Annotated in this window: 15 protein-coding genes; 5 read left to right on the forward strand and 10 right to left on the reverse strand. The window is 61.1% G+C overall.

Annotated elements, in window-relative coordinates; genetic code table 11:
* From AC1D17_RS10055 to AC1D17_RS10065, 3 genes are all read left to right on the forward strand, one after another.
* Positions 1-310 (forward strand): globin domain-containing protein (locus tag AC1D17_RS10055; protein WP_477565269.1); only part of this gene is annotated, 310 nt, incomplete at its 5' end.
* A gap of 123 nt (positions 311-433) precedes the next feature.
* Entirely contained in the window at positions 434-2,590 is a 2,157-nt protein-coding gene (locus AC1D17_RS10060; RefSeq protein WP_477565270.1) for a hypothetical protein, read from the forward strand.
* A gap of 614 nt (positions 2,591-3,204) precedes the next feature.
* Positions 3,205-4,161: a hypothetical protein gene (locus tag AC1D17_RS10065; protein ID WP_477565461.1), complete on the forward strand. Its 957-nt coding sequence runs from the start codon at positions 3,205-3,207 to the stop codon at positions 4,159-4,161.
* A gap of 171 nt (positions 4,162-4,332) precedes the next feature.
* Here AC1D17_RS10065 and AC1D17_RS10070 read toward each other — a convergent pair whose 3' ends face one another.
* The 10 genes from AC1D17_RS10070 to AC1D17_RS10115 form a co-directional block, all read right to left on the reverse strand.
* Complete coding sequence (locus tag AC1D17_RS10070) at positions 4,333-5,220, reverse strand: UTP--glucose-1-phosphate uridylyltransferase (protein ID WP_477565271.1); 888 nt, start codon at positions 5,218-5,220, stop codon at positions 4,333-4,335.
* 111 nt (positions 5,221-5,331) lie between these two features.
* The gene (locus AC1D17_RS10075) at positions 5,332-6,651 is read right to left on the reverse strand and encodes a glycosyltransferase family 4 protein (RefSeq protein ID WP_477565272.1); all 1,320 of its coding nucleotides are present in this window, start codon (positions 6,649-6,651) and stop codon (positions 5,332-5,334) included.
* Complete coding sequence (locus tag AC1D17_RS10080) at positions 6,648-8,816, reverse strand: glycosyltransferase family 2 protein (RefSeq protein ID WP_477565273.1); 2,169 nt, start codon at positions 8,814-8,816, stop codon at positions 6,648-6,650. The genes AC1D17_RS10075 and AC1D17_RS10080 overlap by 4 nt, the downstream gene beginning before the upstream one ends.
* An 86-nt stretch (positions 8,817-8,902) precedes the next feature.
* Positions 8,903-9,634 carry a hypothetical protein gene (locus tag AC1D17_RS10085; RefSeq protein ID WP_477565274.1) on the reverse strand — a complete coding sequence of 244 codons (732 nt, stop codon included), beginning with the start codon at positions 9,632-9,634 and terminating at the stop codon, positions 8,903-8,905.
* 8 nt (positions 9,635-9,642) lie between these two features.
* Complete coding sequence (locus AC1D17_RS10090; protein WP_477565275.1) at positions 9,643-10,893, reverse strand: glycosyltransferase family 4 protein; 1,251 nt, start codon at positions 10,891-10,893, stop codon at positions 9,643-9,645.
* Positions 10,890-11,729 (reverse strand): class I SAM-dependent methyltransferase, encoded by an 840-nt coding sequence (locus AC1D17_RS10095; RefSeq protein ID WP_477565276.1) that lies wholly within the window; start codon positions 11,727-11,729, stop codon positions 10,890-10,892. The genes AC1D17_RS10090 and AC1D17_RS10095 overlap by 4 nt, the downstream gene beginning before the upstream one ends.
* On the reverse strand, positions 11,726-13,969 hold the full coding sequence (locus AC1D17_RS10100) for a glycosyltransferase family 2 protein (RefSeq protein ID WP_477565277.1): 2,244 nt from the start codon (positions 13,967-13,969) through the stop codon (positions 11,726-11,728). The genes AC1D17_RS10095 and AC1D17_RS10100 overlap by 4 nt, the downstream gene beginning before the upstream one ends.
* A gap of 65 nt (positions 13,970-14,034) precedes the next feature.
* Positions 14,035-14,694 carry a calcium-binding protein gene (locus AC1D17_RS10105; RefSeq protein WP_477565278.1) on the reverse strand — a complete coding sequence of 220 codons (660 nt, stop codon included), beginning with the start codon at positions 14,692-14,694 and terminating at the stop codon, positions 14,035-14,037.
* 274 nt (positions 14,695-14,968) lie between these two features.
* The gene (locus AC1D17_RS10110; RefSeq protein ID WP_477565279.1) at positions 14,969-16,369 is read right to left on the reverse strand and encodes an HlyD family type I secretion periplasmic adaptor subunit; all 1,401 of its coding nucleotides are present in this window, start codon (positions 16,367-16,369) and stop codon (positions 14,969-14,971) included.
* Positions 16,366-18,126: a type I secretion system permease/ATPase gene (locus AC1D17_RS10115; RefSeq protein WP_477565280.1), complete on the reverse strand. Its 1,761-nt coding sequence runs from the start codon at positions 18,124-18,126 to the stop codon at positions 16,366-16,368. Before AC1D17_RS10115 ends, AC1D17_RS10110 begins: the two co-directional genes overlap by 4 nt.
* Positions 18,127-18,322: 196 nt before the next feature.
* On the opposite strand from AC1D17_RS10115, the gene AC1D17_RS10120 reads away from it, so the two are divergent.
* Together AC1D17_RS10120 and AC1D17_RS10125 are read left to right on the forward strand one after the other, a co-directional pair.
* A complete protein-coding gene (locus AC1D17_RS10120; protein ID WP_477565281.1) occupies positions 18,323-18,895 on the forward strand; it encodes a MarR family winged helix-turn-helix transcriptional regulator in 573 nt (190 codons plus the stop codon).
* 44 nt (positions 18,896-18,939) lie between these two features.
* Positions 18,940-20,172: a glycosyltransferase family 4 protein gene (locus AC1D17_RS10125; protein WP_477565282.1), complete on the forward strand. Its 1,233-nt coding sequence runs from the start codon at positions 18,940-18,942 to the stop codon at positions 20,170-20,172.
* The last annotated feature ends 91 nt before the right edge of the window (positions 20,173-20,263 follow it).

The following is a 20,263-nucleotide window of genomic DNA, read 5'->3' on the forward strand; positions in this document are numbered from 1 at the left end:
GAAGCTGATGGCGGCGCTGGCGCTCGTCGTGGGCGCGCTGCGAAACCTCGAGGCGGTCCTGCGAAACCTCGAGGCGGTCACGCCGACGCTGAAGACACTCGCCGTCAAGCACACGCGTTACGGTGTCCGCGACGAACACTATGCCACCGTGGGCGTCGCTCTTCTCGAAACCCTGTCGCTGTTCTTCGGCGAGCGTTTCACGCCCGCATTGCGAAGCGCCTGGACAGGCGCCTACGCCACGGTCAGCGCAGTGATGATCGAGGCTGCCAATAAACAGCAGGAACTCAGCCCTTTGCCGACTGCGCCCTGACGAAATTGCTCAGCCTCCGCTGACATTCCCAGATCTACAAGCGGGCGCCGATAGGCGCGCCTGCCTTATCCGACACCACACCTGTGCGCCGGGAATCCGAGCCACCCATCAAGGAACCAACCAATGACGAACGTCTATACCGGCACCTCCTTAAACGACGTTTACGTCGGCAAAGAAAACGAACAAAACCAAATACATGGACTAGGCGGTAACGATTACCTGTACGGCGGCGATTTGTCTGACTCGATCAACGGCGGCGACGGCAATGATACGCTTGCAGGCAACGGTGGTGACGACGATATATCTGGCGGCGCGGGAGCCGACGTCCTGGACGGCGGCGCCGGAGCGGACATCCTTTACAGCGGATCGGGAAACGACGGTGTCTATGGTGGGGCGGGCGACGATATGATTTATCTCCACCAAGGGGTCGATGGTGACGTGAAAACGGCTAAAGGCGGGACTGGCGAGGATGGGTTCGTTCCCGGTGCTGGCACCGACGCCATTGATGGAGGATCGGGCCAGGACGTTGTCTACTATCAACAGATCGCCACATCCGAAATGACCATTAACCTGCAGAGCGGCCACGGGTTCGGTGGCATGGCGGAGGGCGATACCTACCGTTCGATCGAGGACGTATGGGGCGGCAAATTCAACGACACTTTGATCGGCAACGGCAACTACAACGAGCTCTTTGGCTGGGATGGGAACGACACGATTAGTGGTGGCGCGGGTGGTGATTATCTGGATGGAATGGACGGTATCGATACGCTCGACTATGGCACATCGGACGCTGGCGTAAAGGTCAATCTCGCCACCGGCAGCACCTTCGGTGGCGATGCGCAAGGTGACCAGTTCCTCAATTTCGAGAACCTCAAGGGCAGTGTTTATGCTGATACCCTGACTGGCGACAGCGGCAATAACACACTGTGGAGTAGTTCGGGTAACGATCTGATGCAGGGCGGTGCGGGTGCTGACGTTCTTGACGGCGGAGATGGCTCGGACACGGCCAGCTACAGCGCATCGGCTTCAGGTGTGCAGGTCGCTCTGGCATTAAATGTGGCCGGCACCGGAACCGGAGGTGACGCGGCGGGGGATATGCTCTACTCCGTCGAGAACCTGACCGGCTCCGCCTTTGGAGACAAGCTGACCGGCCATGCCGGTGCCAACGTACTTTCGGGCGGCGCGGGCAACGATATGCTCTCCGGCGGGGCGGGTGCCGACAAGCTTGATGGTGGGACGGGAGCCGATACCGCCTCCTATGCCGGTGCGACAGCGGGCGTGATCGCCAACCTTGCCAGTACATCCGCCAACACGGGTGATGCCAAAGGCGACGTCTATGTCTCGATCGAGAAGTTTTCGGGTTCCAGCTTCGCAGACACGCTGACCGGCGACAGCGGCGGCAACACCATTTTCGGTGATTCGGGCAACGATCTGATCCAGGGCGGTGCGGGTGCTGACATTCTTGACGGCGGAGATGGTTCGGACACGGCCAGCTACAGCGCATCGGCCTCAGGCGTGCAGGTCGCTCTTTCGTTAAACCTCTTCGGCACCGGAATTGGAGGTGACGCGGAGGGCGATTTGCTCCTCTCCATCGAGAACGTGACCGGCTCCGCCTTCGCCGACACGCTGACCGGCGACGCCGGCGTCAACGCACTTTCGGGCGGTGCGGGCAACGATCTGCTCTCTGGCGCAGCGGGTGCCGACACCCTGAAGGGCGGGACGGGCACCGACACAGCCTCCTATGCCGGTGCGACGGCGGGTGTAGCCGCCAACCTCACCAATGCCTCGACAAATACCGGCGACGCCAAGGGCGACAGCTATTCGTCGATCGAGAACCTGACGGGCACCAGCTTCGCCGATACGCTGACCGGAAACACCGGCGTCAATGTCCTGAACGGCGGCTTGGGCAAGGACATGCTGGCAGGCGGCCTGGGTGCGGACGATCTTTATGGCGGAACGGGCGCCGACACGTTCATCTTCAAGACGCTCTCGGACTCGACTGTCTCGTCGACCGGACGGGACACGATTTTCGATTTCAGCCATGCGCAGGGCGACAAGATCAGCCTGTCAGCCATCGACGCCAACACGGCGACAACCGGCGACCAGAGCTTCCTCTTCAAGGGAACGGCGGCCTTMAGCGGCGCTAAGGGCGAACTGCGCTACGACAAGCAGGCAAGCGACACCTACGTTTACGGCGATGTCAACGGCGACAAGAAAGCCGACTTCGCCATTCATCTCGACGATGCGGTGACTTTCGTGGCGAGCGACTTCCTGCTGTAGCAATTCGTCCATCAACCTGACGGCGATCCGACTATGCAAGGTCCATTTTGAATGGACCGGACGCTGTCTGCCCCGAACAAACGGTAGATCGCCCGTCTACGGCACGTCGAACGCCGGCTTGCACGGATGGCACCGGGATTTCGGTGTGCGATTGCCAAGCGCGCGATCGCCACCCGGGTCGGCACTCAGTGGCAGTGGGTGTAATCCCCTGCGTTCTCAACAAGGTTCGCGGCCCGCCCATAGGGTCGGGTCGCTTTCCTTGGTGCAGGCATGACTGTCAGAGAAGTGACGAAAATACTGCCCCGCGACGGTCCTCACTCTGACGGCTGCCCAACGCTTGTTTCCGACCATGCAACGTTTTTGGTCCGGAGCGGGAAAACCGTCGAATTCTTCCATAGACTGAGGGTGACTTTTCATCATGTCGAGGGCGACGTTGCCCGCGTCACCCATGATGACGTCTCGATGGGCCGGAGCGATTAAGCAATATATCCGGAAAGCGAGAGTGTGGACTATGGATTGATTTCGAACTACATATTCCATCTACTTCCGTTTTGGAGGCGATATTTCAAATATTGAAGTATATTGTGTCGATGATTGTTTGGTGGGTGGGCCGCATGTTCGTATATTCAGATGAGAACTTGGAGGTGATTCATCGCGCAGGGTCATCTCCCTATCTTCTCATCACCTTTAATGAGATGGAAATGAAGGCGAACGGCAGCCGCTTCTGGGGGCAGCGGTTCTGCGAAAAAGCTGACATTTCGGCGCTTGGCTTCATCAGCCGACGGCCAAACTGGTTTCCGGCGGCGAGCGTCGTCAAGGCTGTCGAGGCGGCCGCGCCCATTCTTCGCACAGCACCGGAGCGGATCCTCTACGGGCACTCGCAAGGCGGCTACGCGGCGTTGCGCTACCGCAGGCGCTTCAACGCTACCGTTGCCATCGCCTTTTGCCCGCAAGTCTCGATAGATCCAAAGGCCGTTCCTTTCGACAGAAGGTTCGCACGCCATTTCTCGCCCGACCTCCACGCCGGCATGGGGATCGCGCCCGATCACGCCGCTGGCCGTGCCTATCTCTTCTTCGATCCGTTCCACGCCGTCGACCACCGGCACGCTGTGCAAATAGCGACGCTGCAGGAGAGGACACATCTTGTGCCGGTCCACATGACCGGCCATGGCACGGTTCGGGCTTTCGCTGGGACGGCGCGCGCGCTGTCGTTGATCGAAGCCTGCCGCGGGGACGATCTTGCGGGTCTGCGCGCTTTGACCCGCGCAGCGCGCGTGACGGCACCGATGCGCCCCTATCAGATTGCTGTGACGGCGAGCGCCCGCCATCCTGCCTGGGCCGATCGATTTGATGCGCGCTTCGGCTCGGCTTTCTCTGCGGTCGAGAAAGCAAACTTCCTCTACCATCGGGCCAACCGCCACATTCGCGACGGTGAGCTCGTGACGGCGCGGACCATGCTTGCCGATGCCATGACGATTCAGCCTGAAAATGCCGGTTTCGCCCGCCGGATAGCGGAACTGGACGGCCGTATCGCGCGCAGCCGCAGCGCGGTTGGCGTGACGCTTTCGTGATCCGAATGCTGCCGAGCCTACTCGACAAGATACCTTCCTGAAGAGGGCAGGCCCGCCTCGGGTCGATGCGGTTCTCCCGAAGCCAGGCATTGGTTGTGAGGAAAAGACAAGCAAAACAAATGCAAAGGCCTGAAGCAGATCCCCTCCAGCGATCTGCTTCAGATGCATTGCTCAGGCGACCGCGCGCCGTGCGGCGACGAGGGTTTCGATCTCCATGGTGACGTGGGCGCCGAGGTCGGCGCGGGCCATTGCCATGTGCAAGTTGGCACTCACGAAGCCCGCGGGCGAGCCGCAATCGAAGGTGCGGCCGCGGAACTCGAACGGCCTGATCGTCTGCCTGTCCATAAGCGCGATCATGGCGTCGGTCAGCTGAATTTCGCCGCCGGCGCCGGGAGACTGGTTCTCCAGCAAATCGAAGATCTCTGGCCGCAGGATGTATCGTCCGGAAATGAACAGGTTGCTCGGCGCCGTGCCCGGCGCCGGCTTTTCCACGAGACCCGTCACAAGCGGACCGTCACCCGTCGGCTTCAGGGACACGATGCCGAATTTGTGGGCCTCCTCGGGCGCGCATCTTTCCACGGCGACAATGTTACCGCCGTGACGGTCATGAAGGTCCATCATAGATTTGAGGCACGGTTCCTCGTCGACCATCAGCATGTCGGGGAGCAGGACGGCAAAGGGTTCGTCTCCGATGATCTGACGCGCCGTCGATACCGCGTGCCCCAGGCCGCGCGCCTGTTGCTGGCGCACGAAGGAAATGCTTCCGGTCGCCGGCGTGTGCCGCGCCATCTGGTCGGCCAGGCCGTGCTTGCCGGCGTTGCGCAGGCAGACATCGATTTCGAAAGCGTGGTCGAAGTAGTCTTCGATCGCACCCTTCATGCGCCCGGTGACGATGACGACGTGCTCTATGCCAGAGGCGAAGGCCTCCGCGACGATGTAGTCGATGATTGGCCGATCGACGACGGGCAGCAATTCCTTGGGAACGCTTTTGGTTGCCGGCAGCATCCGTGTTCCAAAACCGGCGGCGGGGATGATGGCCTTGCGGACTTTCTTGTGCATTGTAGGTAGCCTCCAGTTCATACGACCTTGCGAACGGTCTTTCTCAAGGGTTTGGTTGCATCGATCGTCGCTTGGTCGAAGCCGTTTCAGCGTTCTTCAAGACGAGCGTCGTCAAAGCGAGTGCGAAAGAAGCACAGGGCTCTCGGCCATGGCGGCATCGAGTTTCCGCCGCAGCAGTGCGCGGTAGAGCTTGACGTGTTCGCGTGCGCTGCCGAGGTGGTCGGCGGGTTGTCGCATGGAAGCGCGCAGCCGATCCCAGATGTGGCTATCGCCCAATGCCTCGACGATACGGTCGGCGAGATCCTGGCTGCTGCCTGCGCGGAAGTGCAGGCCGTCCTTGCCCTCACGCACCTTCTCAGCCATCCCGCCAATATCGGAGCAGATCATCGGCCTGCCATGGAGCAGGGCCTCCTGGATTACGACGGGCGAATTTTCCCACCAGACGGACGGCAGAACCACCCAGTCGACCGAACGCATCAGGCGCGGCACGTCCGCGTTCTGGTATGCGCCGTAGAAGCGGACGCGGGGGCCGGCGTCTGCGATGAGCTTCTTCATCCGCTCCTGGAATTCGACCGGCTGTCGCTCGAGGTTGCCGCCGAAGATCATCAGGCAGGAGTCTTCGCCCCATATCTCCTTCGGGATGCGCGAAACGGCGTCGATCAGGACGTCGACCCCCTTGAACGGCGTCATCTGCCMGAAATAGGCAAAGCGGTTGCGGCGGGGGTTGGCGCCTTGCAACGCGCGCGCGGGGGCAGCCGCTTCCACGGCGATCCCGTTTTCGATCACGCAGAGCTTGCTCTTTTCGATGCCCCATGCGGCGTAGCGCTCCGCCAGAAACCGGCTGGGGGAGACGAATGCGTCGGCAAGGCCCAGCATCCCGCGCGCAAGCAGCTCCCGCTTCAAGAAGCGGGAGACGGGGATGTCGGGAAAGCAGCCGTGGCAGGCGACAGGGGATGCTGTTTCGCAGAGCTGGCCGGAAGGCCGTTTCACCATCTGCCCGTGGTTGTGGCAGATCGACAGGTATTCGTGGAACGTGACGAGTATGGCCGCGTGCGGAAATGCTTCTCTCAGGGCGTAGAGCGCTTCGAGACCGATGCCGAGAACATGGTGGAAATGCACGACATGAGGCCTGAGATCGCGTGCGAAACGCAACAGGTCCCGGCTGATCGCCTGCGTATCGCCGTTGGACAAAAAGAAATGATCGTAGTCGTCCGTGTGGAACAGTAGTTCATCTTCGGCAAGGCGAAGGCTCATCAGCGCGGACGCGGCGTGCCGCGGGACTGGATGGCCGACCCGAGCCAGGTAAACCGATTCCACGTTCGGCAATGCCTTCAGGCCGCGATGCAGGTTGTGAGATGCGATTTCAGCCCCGCCGAGGGAGATTGTCGGGTGCGCATGCGAGACGACAAGGACGCGAAGCTTCTCGTTCATGCGAGCCTCTTTTCCAGCTGTTTTTCAACGGCGAGGACCGGCGACCATTGGCTCTTGAAGATCTTTCGATCGATCTTTTCCACCAGAGCGGCGATTGCCGGGCTATCGCCGTCGCGTGTGTCGTCGCAGCCCCACATCTGCACCGATGGCAGCAAATAGGAATCGATGCCGGACCGGTTGAGACGGAGGCCGAGATCCAGGCCTTTTTCATGGGCGCCCAGATAGCCGCCGGAAAAGCCACCCACGCGTGCCAGAGCGTCGCGGGGCATGATGCAGCACTCGAGCGAGGCGGCCGCGATACGGGTCAGCTGCATGTCGATGACCGCTTTGAGCGGATATCCGGCATAGCGGCCGACAACGGGTTGGTCGCCGTTGTCGTCATCGATCCAGCTTCCCGCCCAGCGAACGGAATGGTCCTCGTAAACTTGGACGGGCGAGACGATGCTTCCTTTCAGGGTCGCGGTTGTGGCCACGAGTTTGCCGTACCAGCCTGTGCCGTGCGGGATCAGCGAGGCGGAGAGCGACACGACCGTTTCACAGGAGAGTGCTTGCGTGCCGGCTTCAAGCAAGTCGTAGACGTCGCCTGTTCCCTTAGCCGATACCAGCCTGACCGAAAGGCGATAGAACCGCGCGAGTTCGCCCAGGCGGGTGGCCTGCCTGCGAAAGCGCTCCGCAGGCATGGCGATCACGATCGGCACGCGCCGGGTTTCCGGGTCAAGCGCGAGCAAGGCCATGAGCGGGGCGATGTCCTCCTCGCTTTCTCCGGCGCCGATGACGATCGGCGGGCTGTTTTCCTCATCGAAAGATCCGGCATCCAGGACGGTGTCGATGATCGGCGCCGACCTTCCTGATCGTCTGAGAAACGGGATAAGTTGTGTGTCGACGATTGCCGGCAGCGCACAGTTTGCGGGATCGATGGAGCCGATCTGGCGCAATGTCGCCGAACGCGCCGAAGCCCGCGTTGGTTTCACCGGCAAAAACGCACGGCGCAAATCGCGCAGCGTCAGCTCGAAGTAGAGGGGCGCATCAGGATCTTCACTCGGCAATTGGGCCTGGGCGATGAAGCCATGCGTATGTTGTTCGCCCCGAAGGCCCGGGGTGAAGGGCTGCTGCTCGTTGAAGCTGTCAGTGACATCGGGGCGATCGAAACGCGTCCAGCATTCGTCGAGGCGAGTCGCGGCATTGCCTCGGCGCAATCTCACCGTGGCGACGTGGCCGTCGGGGTCGTAAAGCCAACCGGAGGCGAGGAGATTTCCTCTATCGGCCTCGAATGTGTTGTCTATTCCCATCCGGACGGGATACGGCAGGCTGGAGACGGTTTCCTTGCCCTCAAAGCTGTTGGCGGCTGCTCGCAGGGACAGGAGCACGTCCGGAGAGCCTTGGGTCCGCAACAGGATCGAGCGGATATGTTCGGGCGTTTCCAGCGGGCCGGCGATGCGCTTTCGGGGGTGGACCGCAATGTGCCGCCAACCGGCGCGCGCCCGAAAGACCAGACCTTCGATGTCGAGAGCGCGGGCAGCCTGATTGACTTCGAGAAGGCCGACAAAACCGGRGGCGCTGTCGGGAGCGTCCGGGCGAGGAAAGACTGCGATGCCACACTCCGCGACCACCGGTGTCGTGTTCCCGATCGCGCACATCCGGCAAGGCCCAGGCGCCATGCCGCGGCTCCAGCCTTGCAGGAACGTCACGCCATCATGGCTTTCACCGATCAACTCGACGAAACCATCGCTTGCCTGGGTTGCTTGTAAGAGAGCGATGATGGTCACAAGTCTGTGGCGGCTGAGATTGCCGGCCATCAGACTGTCCACGAGCCGGTCGATAACGGCGGCCGACTGAGATCCAGCGGATTCGAGCACAAGCGCTGCTGCTTCCTCAGCGGAGGCAGGCCGGGGCGCGAAGACAAAGTGCGCGCCCGTCTCCTCTTCTCCGAACCGGATCGTGGCCATGGCCAGGTCCGTGTCCTCCGTTACCAGGAGGGCGGCAAAGCCGTGCCTCGCCCGTGGTGAGGGTGCGGCCAGCCGCCATTCCGAGACAAACACGCTTCGGGTGACTGTTTGATCGTCGCCGACCGTAACGGCTACGTTGCCGGCCGGGACACGGCCGAGGCCGATGATCAGCAAGGTTGTCTCATCGACGCGGCAGCCGATAACCCTTCCGGAGCGCATTGCCCTGCTCGCCGCATGCTTGCCTGGCGTGGGGCTCGTAACCGCCGGGGATCGTTCTTTAACCAGCACGCCTTACCCTCCCTGGATCAGATCTTGGCCATCAGCGCAAGGCTGGCGCCTGTGACAAATCCCACAAGAACGAACAGCAGCAGCAGCAGGGGCTTCAACTCGCCGTTCGCACGCTTGCGCAACGTATTCAGGTTCTTCTCCATTCCTGCCACGACCCCATCCATCCGCATAAGGTGGACATCGAGATCATTCAGCCGCTGGCTGATATCCACCCTGAGGCTTTCGACGGCGTGGCTGATATCGGATAGGCCGGTGGTTTCGGCCTTGTCGGAATCGATTTCCGATGGCCGCTGCAATGAGCGCTGGGAGACCTGCAACTGTCGCTGTGCCGCCATCAGCACGTCGAGCTTATCGAGCACTTTGGCCAGCGGCGCGGCGATAAGGGCTTCGGCCGCTTGCTCGTCTGGCTGGGGCACGCGCAAGGCCTGCTCTGAACCGCTTTCATTTCGCGCCACGACGACGATATCGTTCGTTCGCGAGTGGATGGGGTCGGGTAGTGCGATTTCAAATGCGTGCTTGCCGTCGCCGATGCCGTTGCGTCGAAGGTCGGGACGATTGCGATCGGCAACGGCCTCCGCAATCACCTTGCCATCGAGCAGGACGCGGATGGTCAGCCGTTGATCCGGCGCCATCGGGTCGAATGCCCAGCCGAAAATCCTGCCCATATCGATGGCATCCACCCGGCCGTTCATCGGCTTGGCGTTGTCCTGTTCGGATGCGGCATCCGGTCGTTCAGCGGGATTGGCCATGGGGTCTCCTATGCCTGAACCTGCGTCGTTTCGATCCGCTTGAGGTAGCGGCGGGCGGTCGTGTCGATGTCGTCGGGCTTGCGCGCGTTTTCGGAGAACCGGCGTAGCAGGTTCGGTTCTTCCAATATGTTCCGCATCGTCGCGGCGAGTGCTCGGGCATCGTTGGGTGGAACGGTCAGGCCGTTGACGCCGTGCTCGATCATTTCGGCCATGCCCCCGATGTTGCTGGCGATGACCGGACGGCCCTGAGCCTGGGCTTCCTGAATGACCAAGGGTGCGTTCTCCCACCAGACGGACGGAACGATGGTGCAATCGACCGCGGCCACCAGATCGCCGATGTCTTCGCGTCGATAGGGGCCTCGGGACTGCACCGATGCCGACGTTTCGGCAAAGCGCCGATCGATCTCGTCGACGAAGGCGCTACTCTGGAAGGGCGCGCCGCCATGGACGCGGAGTTCGAAATCAAGACCGTCGGCCAGAAGCTGTCGCGCGGCGTCGAGCAACACGGTTATCCCTTTCCAGGGGTTGAGATTTCCGAAATATCCGAAGACCGGCCGCCCGCCCTCGAGCAGCTCTCTTCGAACGCCGGTATTTCGGGTGGGGATGCCATTGGGAATGACGCTGATCTTATCCGCATCCAGTCCCCACTGCACGAAACGCTCCCGTAAGAAAGCGCTTGGCGAGACGAAGTGGTCGACCGTGCTCAGCAGGGCCTTCAGGTGAACTTCGCGCAAGGCAAATCGATCGAGCGGAATGTCCTTGAAGCAGCCATGGCAGCGGTCCGGGCTGGCCTGGTGACAAAGTTCCTTGCTGCCGGTGCGCACCATCAGGCCGTCATGATGGCAGATCGGGTAGTAGTCATGCAGTGTCATGACAATCTGGCAGTGGGGCAGGGTGCGCCGGACAATGTGCGGGAACTCGGCGCCGAGCAGCAGGAGATGGTGGAGGTGAACCACATCCGGCCGGAAATCGCGCAGCAGTTCCGTTATATCAGGCACGATGCCATAGAGGTCGATCTGGCTCATGAAGAAGCGGTCGAAGTGTCCGGACCACAGCAGGACTTCGTCTCCCGCCGGGCCGATGCTCTGAAAGCTGGTGCCCGGCCTCGCCTCGCGATGGATCTGGTTCGTGGCACCGAGAAACAGGGCTTCGTGCCCCTCGCGCTGGTAGGCGCGAAACAGGTCGTGAGCGAATATCTCCGTCCCACCCGGATGAAGGGACGGATGGTTATGGGCGGCCACCAGAATGCGCTTGCTCATCGACCGCTTCCCCGGCGCTTCGCCACGATGAAGTCCTGATGGTGACTGGCTTTGGTGCCGCGCCAATGGCCAAGCGATTTCAGGGAGACGGAGAGGCCGGCGCGTTCGAGCGCCCTCTCCAGAAAGCCGTCTTCGAAGCCGATTGCGGCAAGCCGTGGCTGGTTGGGGACGAACCAGCATGGGCTTTCGCCATAGCGTTGGAAAGCGAGACGCGGATCGCGCCGCCCGTTCTCGTTGGCCGCCGCGATCCGGTCCACCACGAACGCGGTCATGAAGAGGCGTCCGCCGGGTGACAGGACCCTGCGGACTTCAGCGAGGTAGGCAAGGACTTCCACGGGCGGCAGATGGGTGACCACGGACGTCATGATGACGAAGTCGAAGTGATGGTCCGGAAAGGGCAGCGCCAAGGCCTTGCCGCTGATCTTGCCGCCCGGATTGTACAGCTCGTGTGCGATGTCCAGTCGTTGGAAGGCGAAATTGGGGTAGACAGGCGTGATCGCATGCTGGCACCAGCCAATGCCGTCCTCGACCGGATCGATGCCATCGTAGCGGCTCGTTTGCGGATCGAGATACTGGGTGAGCGGCACGGCCATCCGGCCGATACCGCAACCGATGTCAAGCACGCGGCTGTCTTCGCGCAGGCCGCCGATGCGGATGAAATAGCCGAGAAACTCCGCTCCTATCGCGCGGAAATCTCCGTCTCCCACAAAGACGTTGGTGCTCTCCGGTTGCGGCAGAAAACGATTGCCCCGGACGGATTCGATGAGCCAACGAACACGGTCCTCGTCGATCAGCCGGGCCGGCGCGGAGGGTTGCAGAAGTGCTGCTTGCATCACGCTGCGCTTCTTTCCCGGATTCCCGCGCCGGTGGAGCGATGCGGGTCTTGGCCGGATTGGTTCGCCATCAGTTCGCTGATATCGTCCTCCCAGCGCTGCGTGTGCAGCCATGAATTGTACTGGCTGGCAACGCCGCGCATGTAGTCCTGGCTGCGGCGGATCGACCGGCGTTCGAAGTGATAAAGGCATGCCGCCGGTTCATAGGCTATCTGCAGCCCGAGGCGGCGGATCTTGAGACAGAGATCGCTGTCTTCGTAGTCGCCGATCACGTAATCGTCGGTGAAGCCGCCAACGCGCTCGTAGGTCTCTCTGCGAGCCACCAGGCAGGCGCCGGTGACGCCAGGTACATCGCGGGTATGCTGCGCCGGCCTGTAGTCGCCGGGCATGCCCTTGTGGAAATGATGGTTCAGCCAGATCCCGCGCTGGTCGCGGCCGAAGTACAGCCCGGCATGCTGCAGCGATCCGTCTTCGAAGATCAGTTTCGGGCCGATGGCGCCCAGGGTACTGTTTTCCAGCAGCGCGCCCGACAGGACTTGAAGCCAGCCGGGCGTGCAGGGCACGACATCCGAATTGAGCATCACAAGGATAGAGCCGCGTGCAAAACGTGCGCCGGCATTGCAGGCACGCGCATAGCCGCCGTTGCGGTTCATAACCACCAACTTCATCGGCAGCCCGTGCAGAAGATGCAGGCCGCCCAGCAGGTGCTCCGTCTCATCCTGGATTTCCGGTGAATCAAGGACGTAGATGATCTCCGCGTTGGCCGCGAGCCACGGGTCCGTGGCCATCCCCGACAATTGGAAACGCAGGAAATCGAGCACCTTGTAGAGGGGCACGACAATCGAAACGAGCGGCGCGCTTTCGGTCAGGCTGTAATCCTTTGTGCAGTCGACCTCTATCGTCTTGCCCAATCTCCGCTCGATGTCCTGCAGGGCGGGGGCAAGGATCGTGCGGAAGGCGCCGTCGACCGCATGCTGCGGCGGCACGGCGCGCAGGACATGGTTTCGTTGGGTTGCGGGCTCGAAAGGCTGCGGCTTCGGTATCAGCGGCCTGACCGCTCCCGAGGCGAGGCGCATCTGAAATCGCGGTTGCAGCAGCGGTCCGGGGGATTCCGTTAGCGGAATCCAGGCAATAAAACCGGTCACATCGGTCTTGCTCTTCTCGTCCTTGCCTTGCGCCCATGCCGGAAATTCGTAGCTGTTCCCGTCGAGCGGCACCGCTGTGCCGTCCTCTTTGACGTAGTCGATGCCGGCGAACCCGGACGACGGCGCATGGAACCAGCCGCCGGCCAGCAGACCGCCGTCGAGCGCCAGAGCGAGATCGATCTCCCCGGACGGGTGCATCGACGACTTGGCGATCCGGCTTGCCGCCAGCGGGGCGCGCGTTTGAAGATCGATCGCCATGGCGGCGCCGCCGTCCGGCAAGGTGGCGAGCCGACGGACAATCATTTCGCGCAGCTCCACAGCCTCGCTGTTCTTGCCCCACCAATTCTGGAGGCTGGCATGGCGAGGCTTGCTATCGGCAAGCTGGCGAATGGCGACGCCATTCCTGCTGAGGAGGACGATGAGAAACGGAGGGGAGGGCGCCTCCGCGATGAAATGGCAGGATTGCAAGCCGTTTTTCGCGCTTCGCCCGAGGATGTGGCTTACGGCCATGCGCGTGATCGACGTTGCACCGATCGCATAGATCGCCGTGATGTCGCCCAGATCGGGATTGATCGCTGTCTCGATGAGATGGCGCCCCTGCGCGATCTGGCAGACGATGCTGGCGGCTTGCGGTTCGGGCACGAGCGCATGAAGGGCGTCTTCGACCACCATGTTGAAAAGATGGTCGCCGGCGATGCGGAAGGCGCTTCGCCATACGGTCAGCAGGTTGTTGATGAACTTGATGCGGGCATCCGGTGCAAGATCCGCGAAAAGGGCCTCGACATCGAGGGGGGCAAGCATGCGCGCCGGCTGCATGACGACGGTTTCGGCGGTGCCGCCGTGTTCCGTGCAGATATCGATGGTCACGGGCTGTTTTTCGGGCCTCATCGCCCAGAACATGCGTTGCCCTCCGTCGCCAAGCGGCAGCATCATGCTGACGAGCGGTATCGGCGACTGCTCCATAGACAACAGGCACCGTGTGCTGGCGGGAAGGGTTGGGGGAAGATCCCAGATGAGAACGGCCAGCTCCTTGCCGAGCCGAAAGATCTTTGCGTTCCTGAAAACGCTGGTGGCGCCTATCTTTTCGTCGAACGTCACACGCGGCCCCTCTGGATCGGAAGAGCACGCCCCACGGGAGGAAGCAGGGCGCGCAAAGCTCAGGTTCAGTGAACGGTGAAGTAGTTTTCGGGATTGGCATGGATGTCGTCGGCATCGACGTTGACCAAGGTGAGCGTATCGCCATGGCCGAGATCCACGACGACATTGCCGCCGACCTGCGTGATGCGCGAGGCCAGGTCTTCGGGCGAAGACACATCCAGGCCATTGATATGCTTGGAAATCTGCAAAAGATCCTCGCCTGCGGCAAAGTCAAGAATGACGTCATTCCCGCCGCCGCCATTGAAGACGAAGATGTCATGGCCGGCGCCGCCCGCCAGGACGTCGTTGCCAGCACCACCGTCGATGATGTCTCCACCGTCGCCGCCGTACAGTATGTCGCTGCCCTTGCCGCCCGACAGGAGGTCGCTTCCGTGTCCGCCGAACAGGATGTCATTGCCCTTGTCGCCGTACAGGAGGTCATCACCCCAGCCGCCGTTGAGGGTGTCGTCACCGTTTTCACCATTCAGCAAGTCGCTGCCCTCGCCGCCGAACAGGGCATCGTTTCCCTTTCCGCCGAACAGCAGGTCGTCACCGTCATCACCGAACACGACGTCGTGCCCGTTGCCGCCGCTCACGAAATCATCGCCCCCATGGGCACGAATGAAGTCGTTGAAGCGGGAGCCGAACAGCGCGTCGTCGTATGCTCCACCTTCTAATGTGGCCATCTGCCTCTCCTCTTTGGATTGATATGTTCGCGTTGTCGGCGCTGCGTGCGACGATTTCGCGCTTGGAATGTGCATTGCAATATAAAACAACGCAAGTATCTAAATGAGATAAAATGCTCAATATTGAGAAATAAATTTCCCCATTTGAGTCTTAATGGTACATTATTTCGGCAATGGCAGCTTTTATGAAGTAAAATTCACCTATTTTACTTTGAAATAACTTCAAAAATTGAAACAATTTACACGCGGATTTTCTCTATTTCGTTTCCGCGTGCTAGTCTTCCCTGAAGGCGCGATTGAAACTCTCGACGGCGGGAGAGGTAAGGTATTCGATCGCAAGGCGTGACTTGTGGACAATCAGCACCTCCGCGGGCATGCCGGGATAGAGGCTGACATCGGGGTTTGCCTTGAGCGAGGCCGCGTCGATTTTGGCGCGCGCGACGAAGAACGCGGCGTTTGACTTTTCATCGACCGACTGGTCTGCGGCGACATAGGTGATGGCGCCTTCCATTGGCAGGCGGGAACGCTGATTGTAGGCCGTCAACCGAATCTGTGTCTGGGAGCCCACGGCGATGCTGTCGATGTCACGAGGATTGACGCGCATCTCGATCAGCAGGGGCTCATTTTCCGGAACGATCTCGAGCAGCGCCTGGCCGGGCGTGACCGCGCTGCCAGGGGTGCGCAGCCAGATGTTGCTGATGATACCGTCCTGCGGGGAGCGGATCTCAAGGCGCCGCAGCACATCCTTGGAGGCGGTGATCTGCTCTTCGACATCGGCGAGCTCGACGCGTGTCGTCGTGATCTCGCCGGCAATCGTCGACTGAAACTCGCTTTCGATACCGATCAGTCCGAGTTTCGCGCCCGCTCCGGCTTTTTCTGCCCGGGCCTTGTCGCCGACGAGTTCGCTCCGTTCCCGCGCATGCCCGCTGAGCCGGGACTCAATCTCGATGAGTTGGGTTCGCGATAGGGCACCTTTTTTTACCAACATTGCGATCGCCGTGCGCTGCTCGTCGATAAGGTCGATTTGCTGGTCCGTCGCCTGGATCTGGATGGCGAGTGACTTCGCTTGTTCGAGGTACTCCTCGATGGTTTTTTTCTGGACCTCGTTGCGCCCCGCCTGGGTCTCGCGCCGCTTTTCGAAAAACATCGTCTCCGCCGTGACGGCGTCGTCGATCGCGGCGTCCCGGGCGTTGTCGAAATCGGGTGGAAAGCTGATCCGGGGCGCGTCGGTCTGCTCGGCCTTCAGTCGCGCCAGTTTCGCGATTAGCCCAATGCGCCGGATTTGGAGCGACCGCAGGCTGGAACGGGCTCGCGTATCCTCCAGCTCGATCAGGGGCTGCCCGGCAGAAACCTTGTCGCCCTCCTGAACGAGCAGCCGGCTCATCACACCACCTTCAAAATGGCTGATGGTCTTTCTCTTCGAATCGACAATGACCGTGCCGCTGGCGACCGTCGCGCTGCTGAGTTCGGTTGAAAACGCCCAGGCAAAAAATCCACCGAAGGACACCAGGATCGTGGCGACGCCGGCGATGACAAGGCGGCGGAGCGGCGAGCGGCTATCAAGGTGTTCGAATTCCAAGTCCGGGGGGCTGACATTCAGCGACACCGGCCGAAGCAATGGCAGGCGACGCTCGGAAAGGTCGGGGCGGACCGCAAGAGGCTTCTTCTCCGTCATATCGCGGCCACCTCGCGGCGTGCTTCGCCCGGCTTTGTGGCCGGAATCACGTCCGCTCGCGGCCCGAACTGTGTGACGCGGCCGTTTTCGAGCACGAGCAGCTTGTCGGCGACCTGCATGATGGCTGGCCTGTGAGCGATTATGATGACGATGGCGCCGTCGCTGCGCGCGTGCTGGATCGCGCGGATGAGGGCCTGCTCGCCAATCGCGTCCAGGTTTGCGTTCGGCTCGTCGAGCACGATGAGACGAGGGCTGTTGTAGAGGCAGCGCGCCAACGCTATGCGCTGCCGCTGACCTCCGGAAAGGGTCAGGTGTCCGTCGCCGACGGGCGTGTCGTAGCCGAGTTGCAGGCGTCCGATCATGTCGTGGATGTCGGCCAGTCGCGCCGCCTCCAGCACTTTGTATGGATCGCATTCGGCCATTCGCCCAATGTTTTCTCGAATCGTGCCTTCCAAAAGCGATACGGATTGCGGCAGATACCCGACCACTTGGCCGAACGAGCTGCGCTCCCAGAGATAGGTGTTGTTGCCGTCGAGGAAGACGCCGCCGGACGTGGGCCGCAAGATTCCGACCAGCAGGCGCGCGAGGGTCGATTTGCCTGCCGCGGAGGGACCGACCACGCCCAGAACCTCGCCCGGAGAGAGGGAGAAAGAAATGCCCTTGATGATCGGCACATCCAGTCCCGGGGCTGCGTAGACCAGCTTGTCGACCACGATGTCGCCCGAGGAATGCGGCGTGGGCATCGTTTGGCGGATCGCAAGGTCCGCCTTGAGAGTGGCCTCAAGGCGACGCCAGCCCGCGATCGCCAGAACCCACTGCCGCCAATTGTCGATGATCGAATCGAAGGGTATCAGGAGGCGTCCGACAAGAATGCTCGATGCCATCATCGCGCCGGGCGTGATTGCCTGCTCCAGCACGAGAAATGCTCCGGCTGCCAGGGTGACGATCTGGATGGAATAGCGCAGGCTACGGGTGATGGACGACATCGCCTTGCTCCTGCTCCCACTCGTTTCAAAGCCGTTGAGGGCCTGCATTTGCAGGGCCCGCCAACGATTCGCCAGGGCCGGCAGCATACCCATCGCCTCGATAGCCTCGGCATGGCGCAGCGATGCGCCAATCTTGGACACGGCCTCGATATTTGTCTGGTTCGCTTCCTTGGTGAGTTGGCGTGTCAACATGTCCGTAACCAGGCCGCCGCAAAGAAGCAGCGCTGCGGAGACCGCTCCAATGACGCCGAAAAGCGGATGCAGGACGAAAAGGGCGCCGAGGAAGATCGGTGACCAGGCCGCGTCGAGGGGGGCGGTCACCGCTGACGAGGTCAGGAAGCTTCGCAATTCTGCGATGTCGCGAAGCGACTGGGTCGCGCGCGACAGGCCCTGGTCGACCGAGGCCTGAACGGCGGCGGCCAGGACCGGCATGTTTAAACGGCGCACGAGCGCGCCACCGATGGCTTGGAAAGACAGGGCGCGGATGAATTCCAGAACTCCGAGCACCATAAGGGCGCCGATCGCCAAAATGGTGAGCATGACGAGCGTGTCCATGCTCTGACTATTGAGCACCCTGTCATGAACTTGCAGCATAAACAGAGGCATCGTGAGCTGTAGCAAATTGAGACAAACGCTAAGCGCCGCCGCAAATAGCAACCCGGACAAAAATACACGCTTCGCTTGCGATATCAGCAATCCCGGGTTGTTTTGATCCTTGCCTCCCAAAATTTGACTCTTGCTTCTTGTCTCATTTTGAACAGTATCACGCATGGCTATTTGCCTTGAGTTAACGTTATAGCCATCTTCTGGAGGACGGAATTGGTTATAACGGGGCGGAAGTGTAGTATTGCTTTTGCCAATCTGGCACAGAAGGGAGGGCTTGTGCAAGCTCAGGTTAATTCGAGGTGACGGGCATATTTGAAGATTACTTCAATTTTTGAAGTACTTTTCCGAAATGGAGAGTGAAGTGAAAGAAGATAATGTGCTCATTCTGTCCGAGCTGAGTGAAGATCTGGGAATTCGAAATAAGGGGCAGGCAGCACAAACCGACCCTGGGTATCCTCAGGACGCCGAGTTTGGTGACCTCCGGCAGATTACCTATTTCGAGCTTGCTCGCCTCATGGAACGGGCAAGCCGACGGTTTTCGGGCCTCATTCGGGCGGAGCTGACCAAGCTTCGTGTCGATGACGTCGGGCCGGCACAGGCGATGATTCTACTGGCAATCGGCGACTCGGAACTCTCGGTCGCCGAGCTTCTGGACCGTGGGCATTATGTGGGCTCCAATGTTTCCTACTATCTGAAGCAGCTTGCCGACGGCGACTACATTGATCGCGTTGCCTCCCAGCGCGACAAGCGGTCCGCACGCATCAAGTTGACAGAGAAGGGGCGGCAACTGAGGGCAAATCTCCGTGACGCGGCCATGTCCTACGAGCGCGCGGTGAATCGTGGCGATCAGGACCAGCGGATGCTTGAGACGGCTTTCCAGACGCTGCACCAGCTCGAACTGGCGTGGGGCACCGCTTCACGGTACGGCGTCTAAGTGGTGCGTGATGCCGTGGGCCCGGCAATGGCGGACTAGGCGCGATGCACGTGGCATTTGTTCATCGGCGGGGCTTCGGCCAGTTCGCTGCCTTGGCCGCCCAGCTCGCGCAGGCGGGCAATGAGGTCAGCCTCATCACCGAAACCATAGATCAGAAGATCCCATCCGTTCGCGTCGTTCGCCATCGAGCGGAATCGGGCCCGCGCGCAAATCCACACATGGCCCGGCACATGGGTACTCCCGATCATCACGCGCGAATCGGCCATCGCGTCGCCGAAACGCTCGACGCCATGGCGCGGCAGGGGCTGGTGCCCGATGTTGTCGTCGGCCATATCGGCTGGGGCAGCATGATGTTCTTGAAGGACGTGCTGCCGCGGGTGCCCGCATTGGGATATTGCGAGTTCTTCTACCGGTCGGAAGGGGCGGACATAGGGTTCTCCCCCGACGACCGGCCCGATCTGGAGACGCGAAAGAGGCTGCGGCTGCGCAACATCGCGCAGCTCTTGTCGCTTGAGGCCATTGAGGCCGGCATCAGCCCCACCCATTGGCAGAGAAGTCTGTACCCCGCCGACGCCCAGGGGCGCATTTCGGTGTGTCACGAGGGCATCGATACGGCGCGGTTTCGACCGGACCCGACAGCTTCGGTCAGGCTTCCGGACGGACGTGTGCTCACGGCTGGTGGTCCCCCCATTGTCACCTTTGTCGCGCGCGACCTTGAGCCGTATCGCGGATTTCCACAGGTTTTGGAAGCTGCCGCGAAGGTTGTGCGGCAACGTCCCGATGCGCTGTTTGTTTTTGTCGGCGGAGATGGCACCAGCTATGGCGTTCCCCCGCCCGGCGGCGGGGCGTGGAAGGACCACCTGTTGGAATCGCTGGACATACCGCCGGAAAATATCCTGTTTCCCGGCGTGGTGCCGCATTCGGTTTTGCGGCAGCTTTTCCAGATCTCGGCCGCGCATCTCTACCTGACCTATCCGTTCGTTTTGTCCTGGTCGGTGTTGGAGGCAATGGCGTGCGGCGCTCTGGTCATTGGATCGGATACCGCGCCTGTCCGGGAGGTCATACGCGCCGGCCGGAACGGCCTGTTGGTGCCATTCTTCGACGCGGACGCACTCGCGGAGGCCATTCTCGGCGCCCTGAAAAATCCGGAACACCACATCGGGATGCGTGCCGCCGCGCGCCGGACGATCGAGAGGCGTTTCCGATTGGCGGACTGCCTTGATCGTCAACAGGATATTCTTGAGAAATTGATCGGAAAATCCCTAGTCCGCGGCTGATGTACAAAATAACAAAGTATTACTTTGATTTTTTAATTATATCAGAAATATTTTTATTTGAAGTTGTTGAATTTTAGCATTGTGCACCGCA

Source organism: Pararhizobium sp. P1_E7 (assembly GCF_056405855.1).

What these genes read in the sequence shown, in the direction of transcription:
- AC1D17_RS10065 (WP_477565461.1), top strand. Translation starts at nt 3,205, where the DNA reads ATGTTCGTATATTCAGATGAGAACTTGGAGGTGATTCATCGCGCAGGG.
- AC1D17_RS10070 (WP_477565271.1), bottom strand. Translation starts at nt 5,220, where the DNA reads ATGCACAAGAAAGTCCGCAAGGCCATCATCCCCGCCGCCGGTTTTGGA.
- AC1D17_RS10085 (WP_477565274.1), bottom strand. Translation starts at nt 9,634, where the DNA reads ATGGCCAATCCCGCTGAACGACCGGATGCCGCATCCGAACAGGACAAC.
- AC1D17_RS10090 (WP_477565275.1), bottom strand. Translation starts at nt 10,893, where the DNA reads ATGAGCAAGCGCATTCTGGTGGCCGCCCATAACCATCCGTCCCTTCAT.
- AC1D17_RS10105 (WP_477565278.1), bottom strand. Translation starts at nt 14,694, where the DNA reads ATGGCCACATTAGAAGGTGGAGCATACGACGACGCGCTGTTCGGCTCC.
- AC1D17_RS10110 (WP_477565279.1), bottom strand. Translation starts at nt 16,369, where the DNA reads ATGACGGAGAAGAAGCCTCTTGCGGTCCGCCCCGACCTTTCCGAGCGT.
- AC1D17_RS10115 (WP_477565280.1), bottom strand. Translation starts at nt 18,126, where the DNA reads ATGCGTGATACTGTTCAAAATGAGACAAGAAGCAAGAGTCAAATTTTG.
- AC1D17_RS10125 (WP_477565282.1), top strand. Translation starts at nt 18,940, where the DNA reads ATGCACGTGGCATTTGTTCATCGGCGGGGCTTCGGCCAGTTCGCTGCC.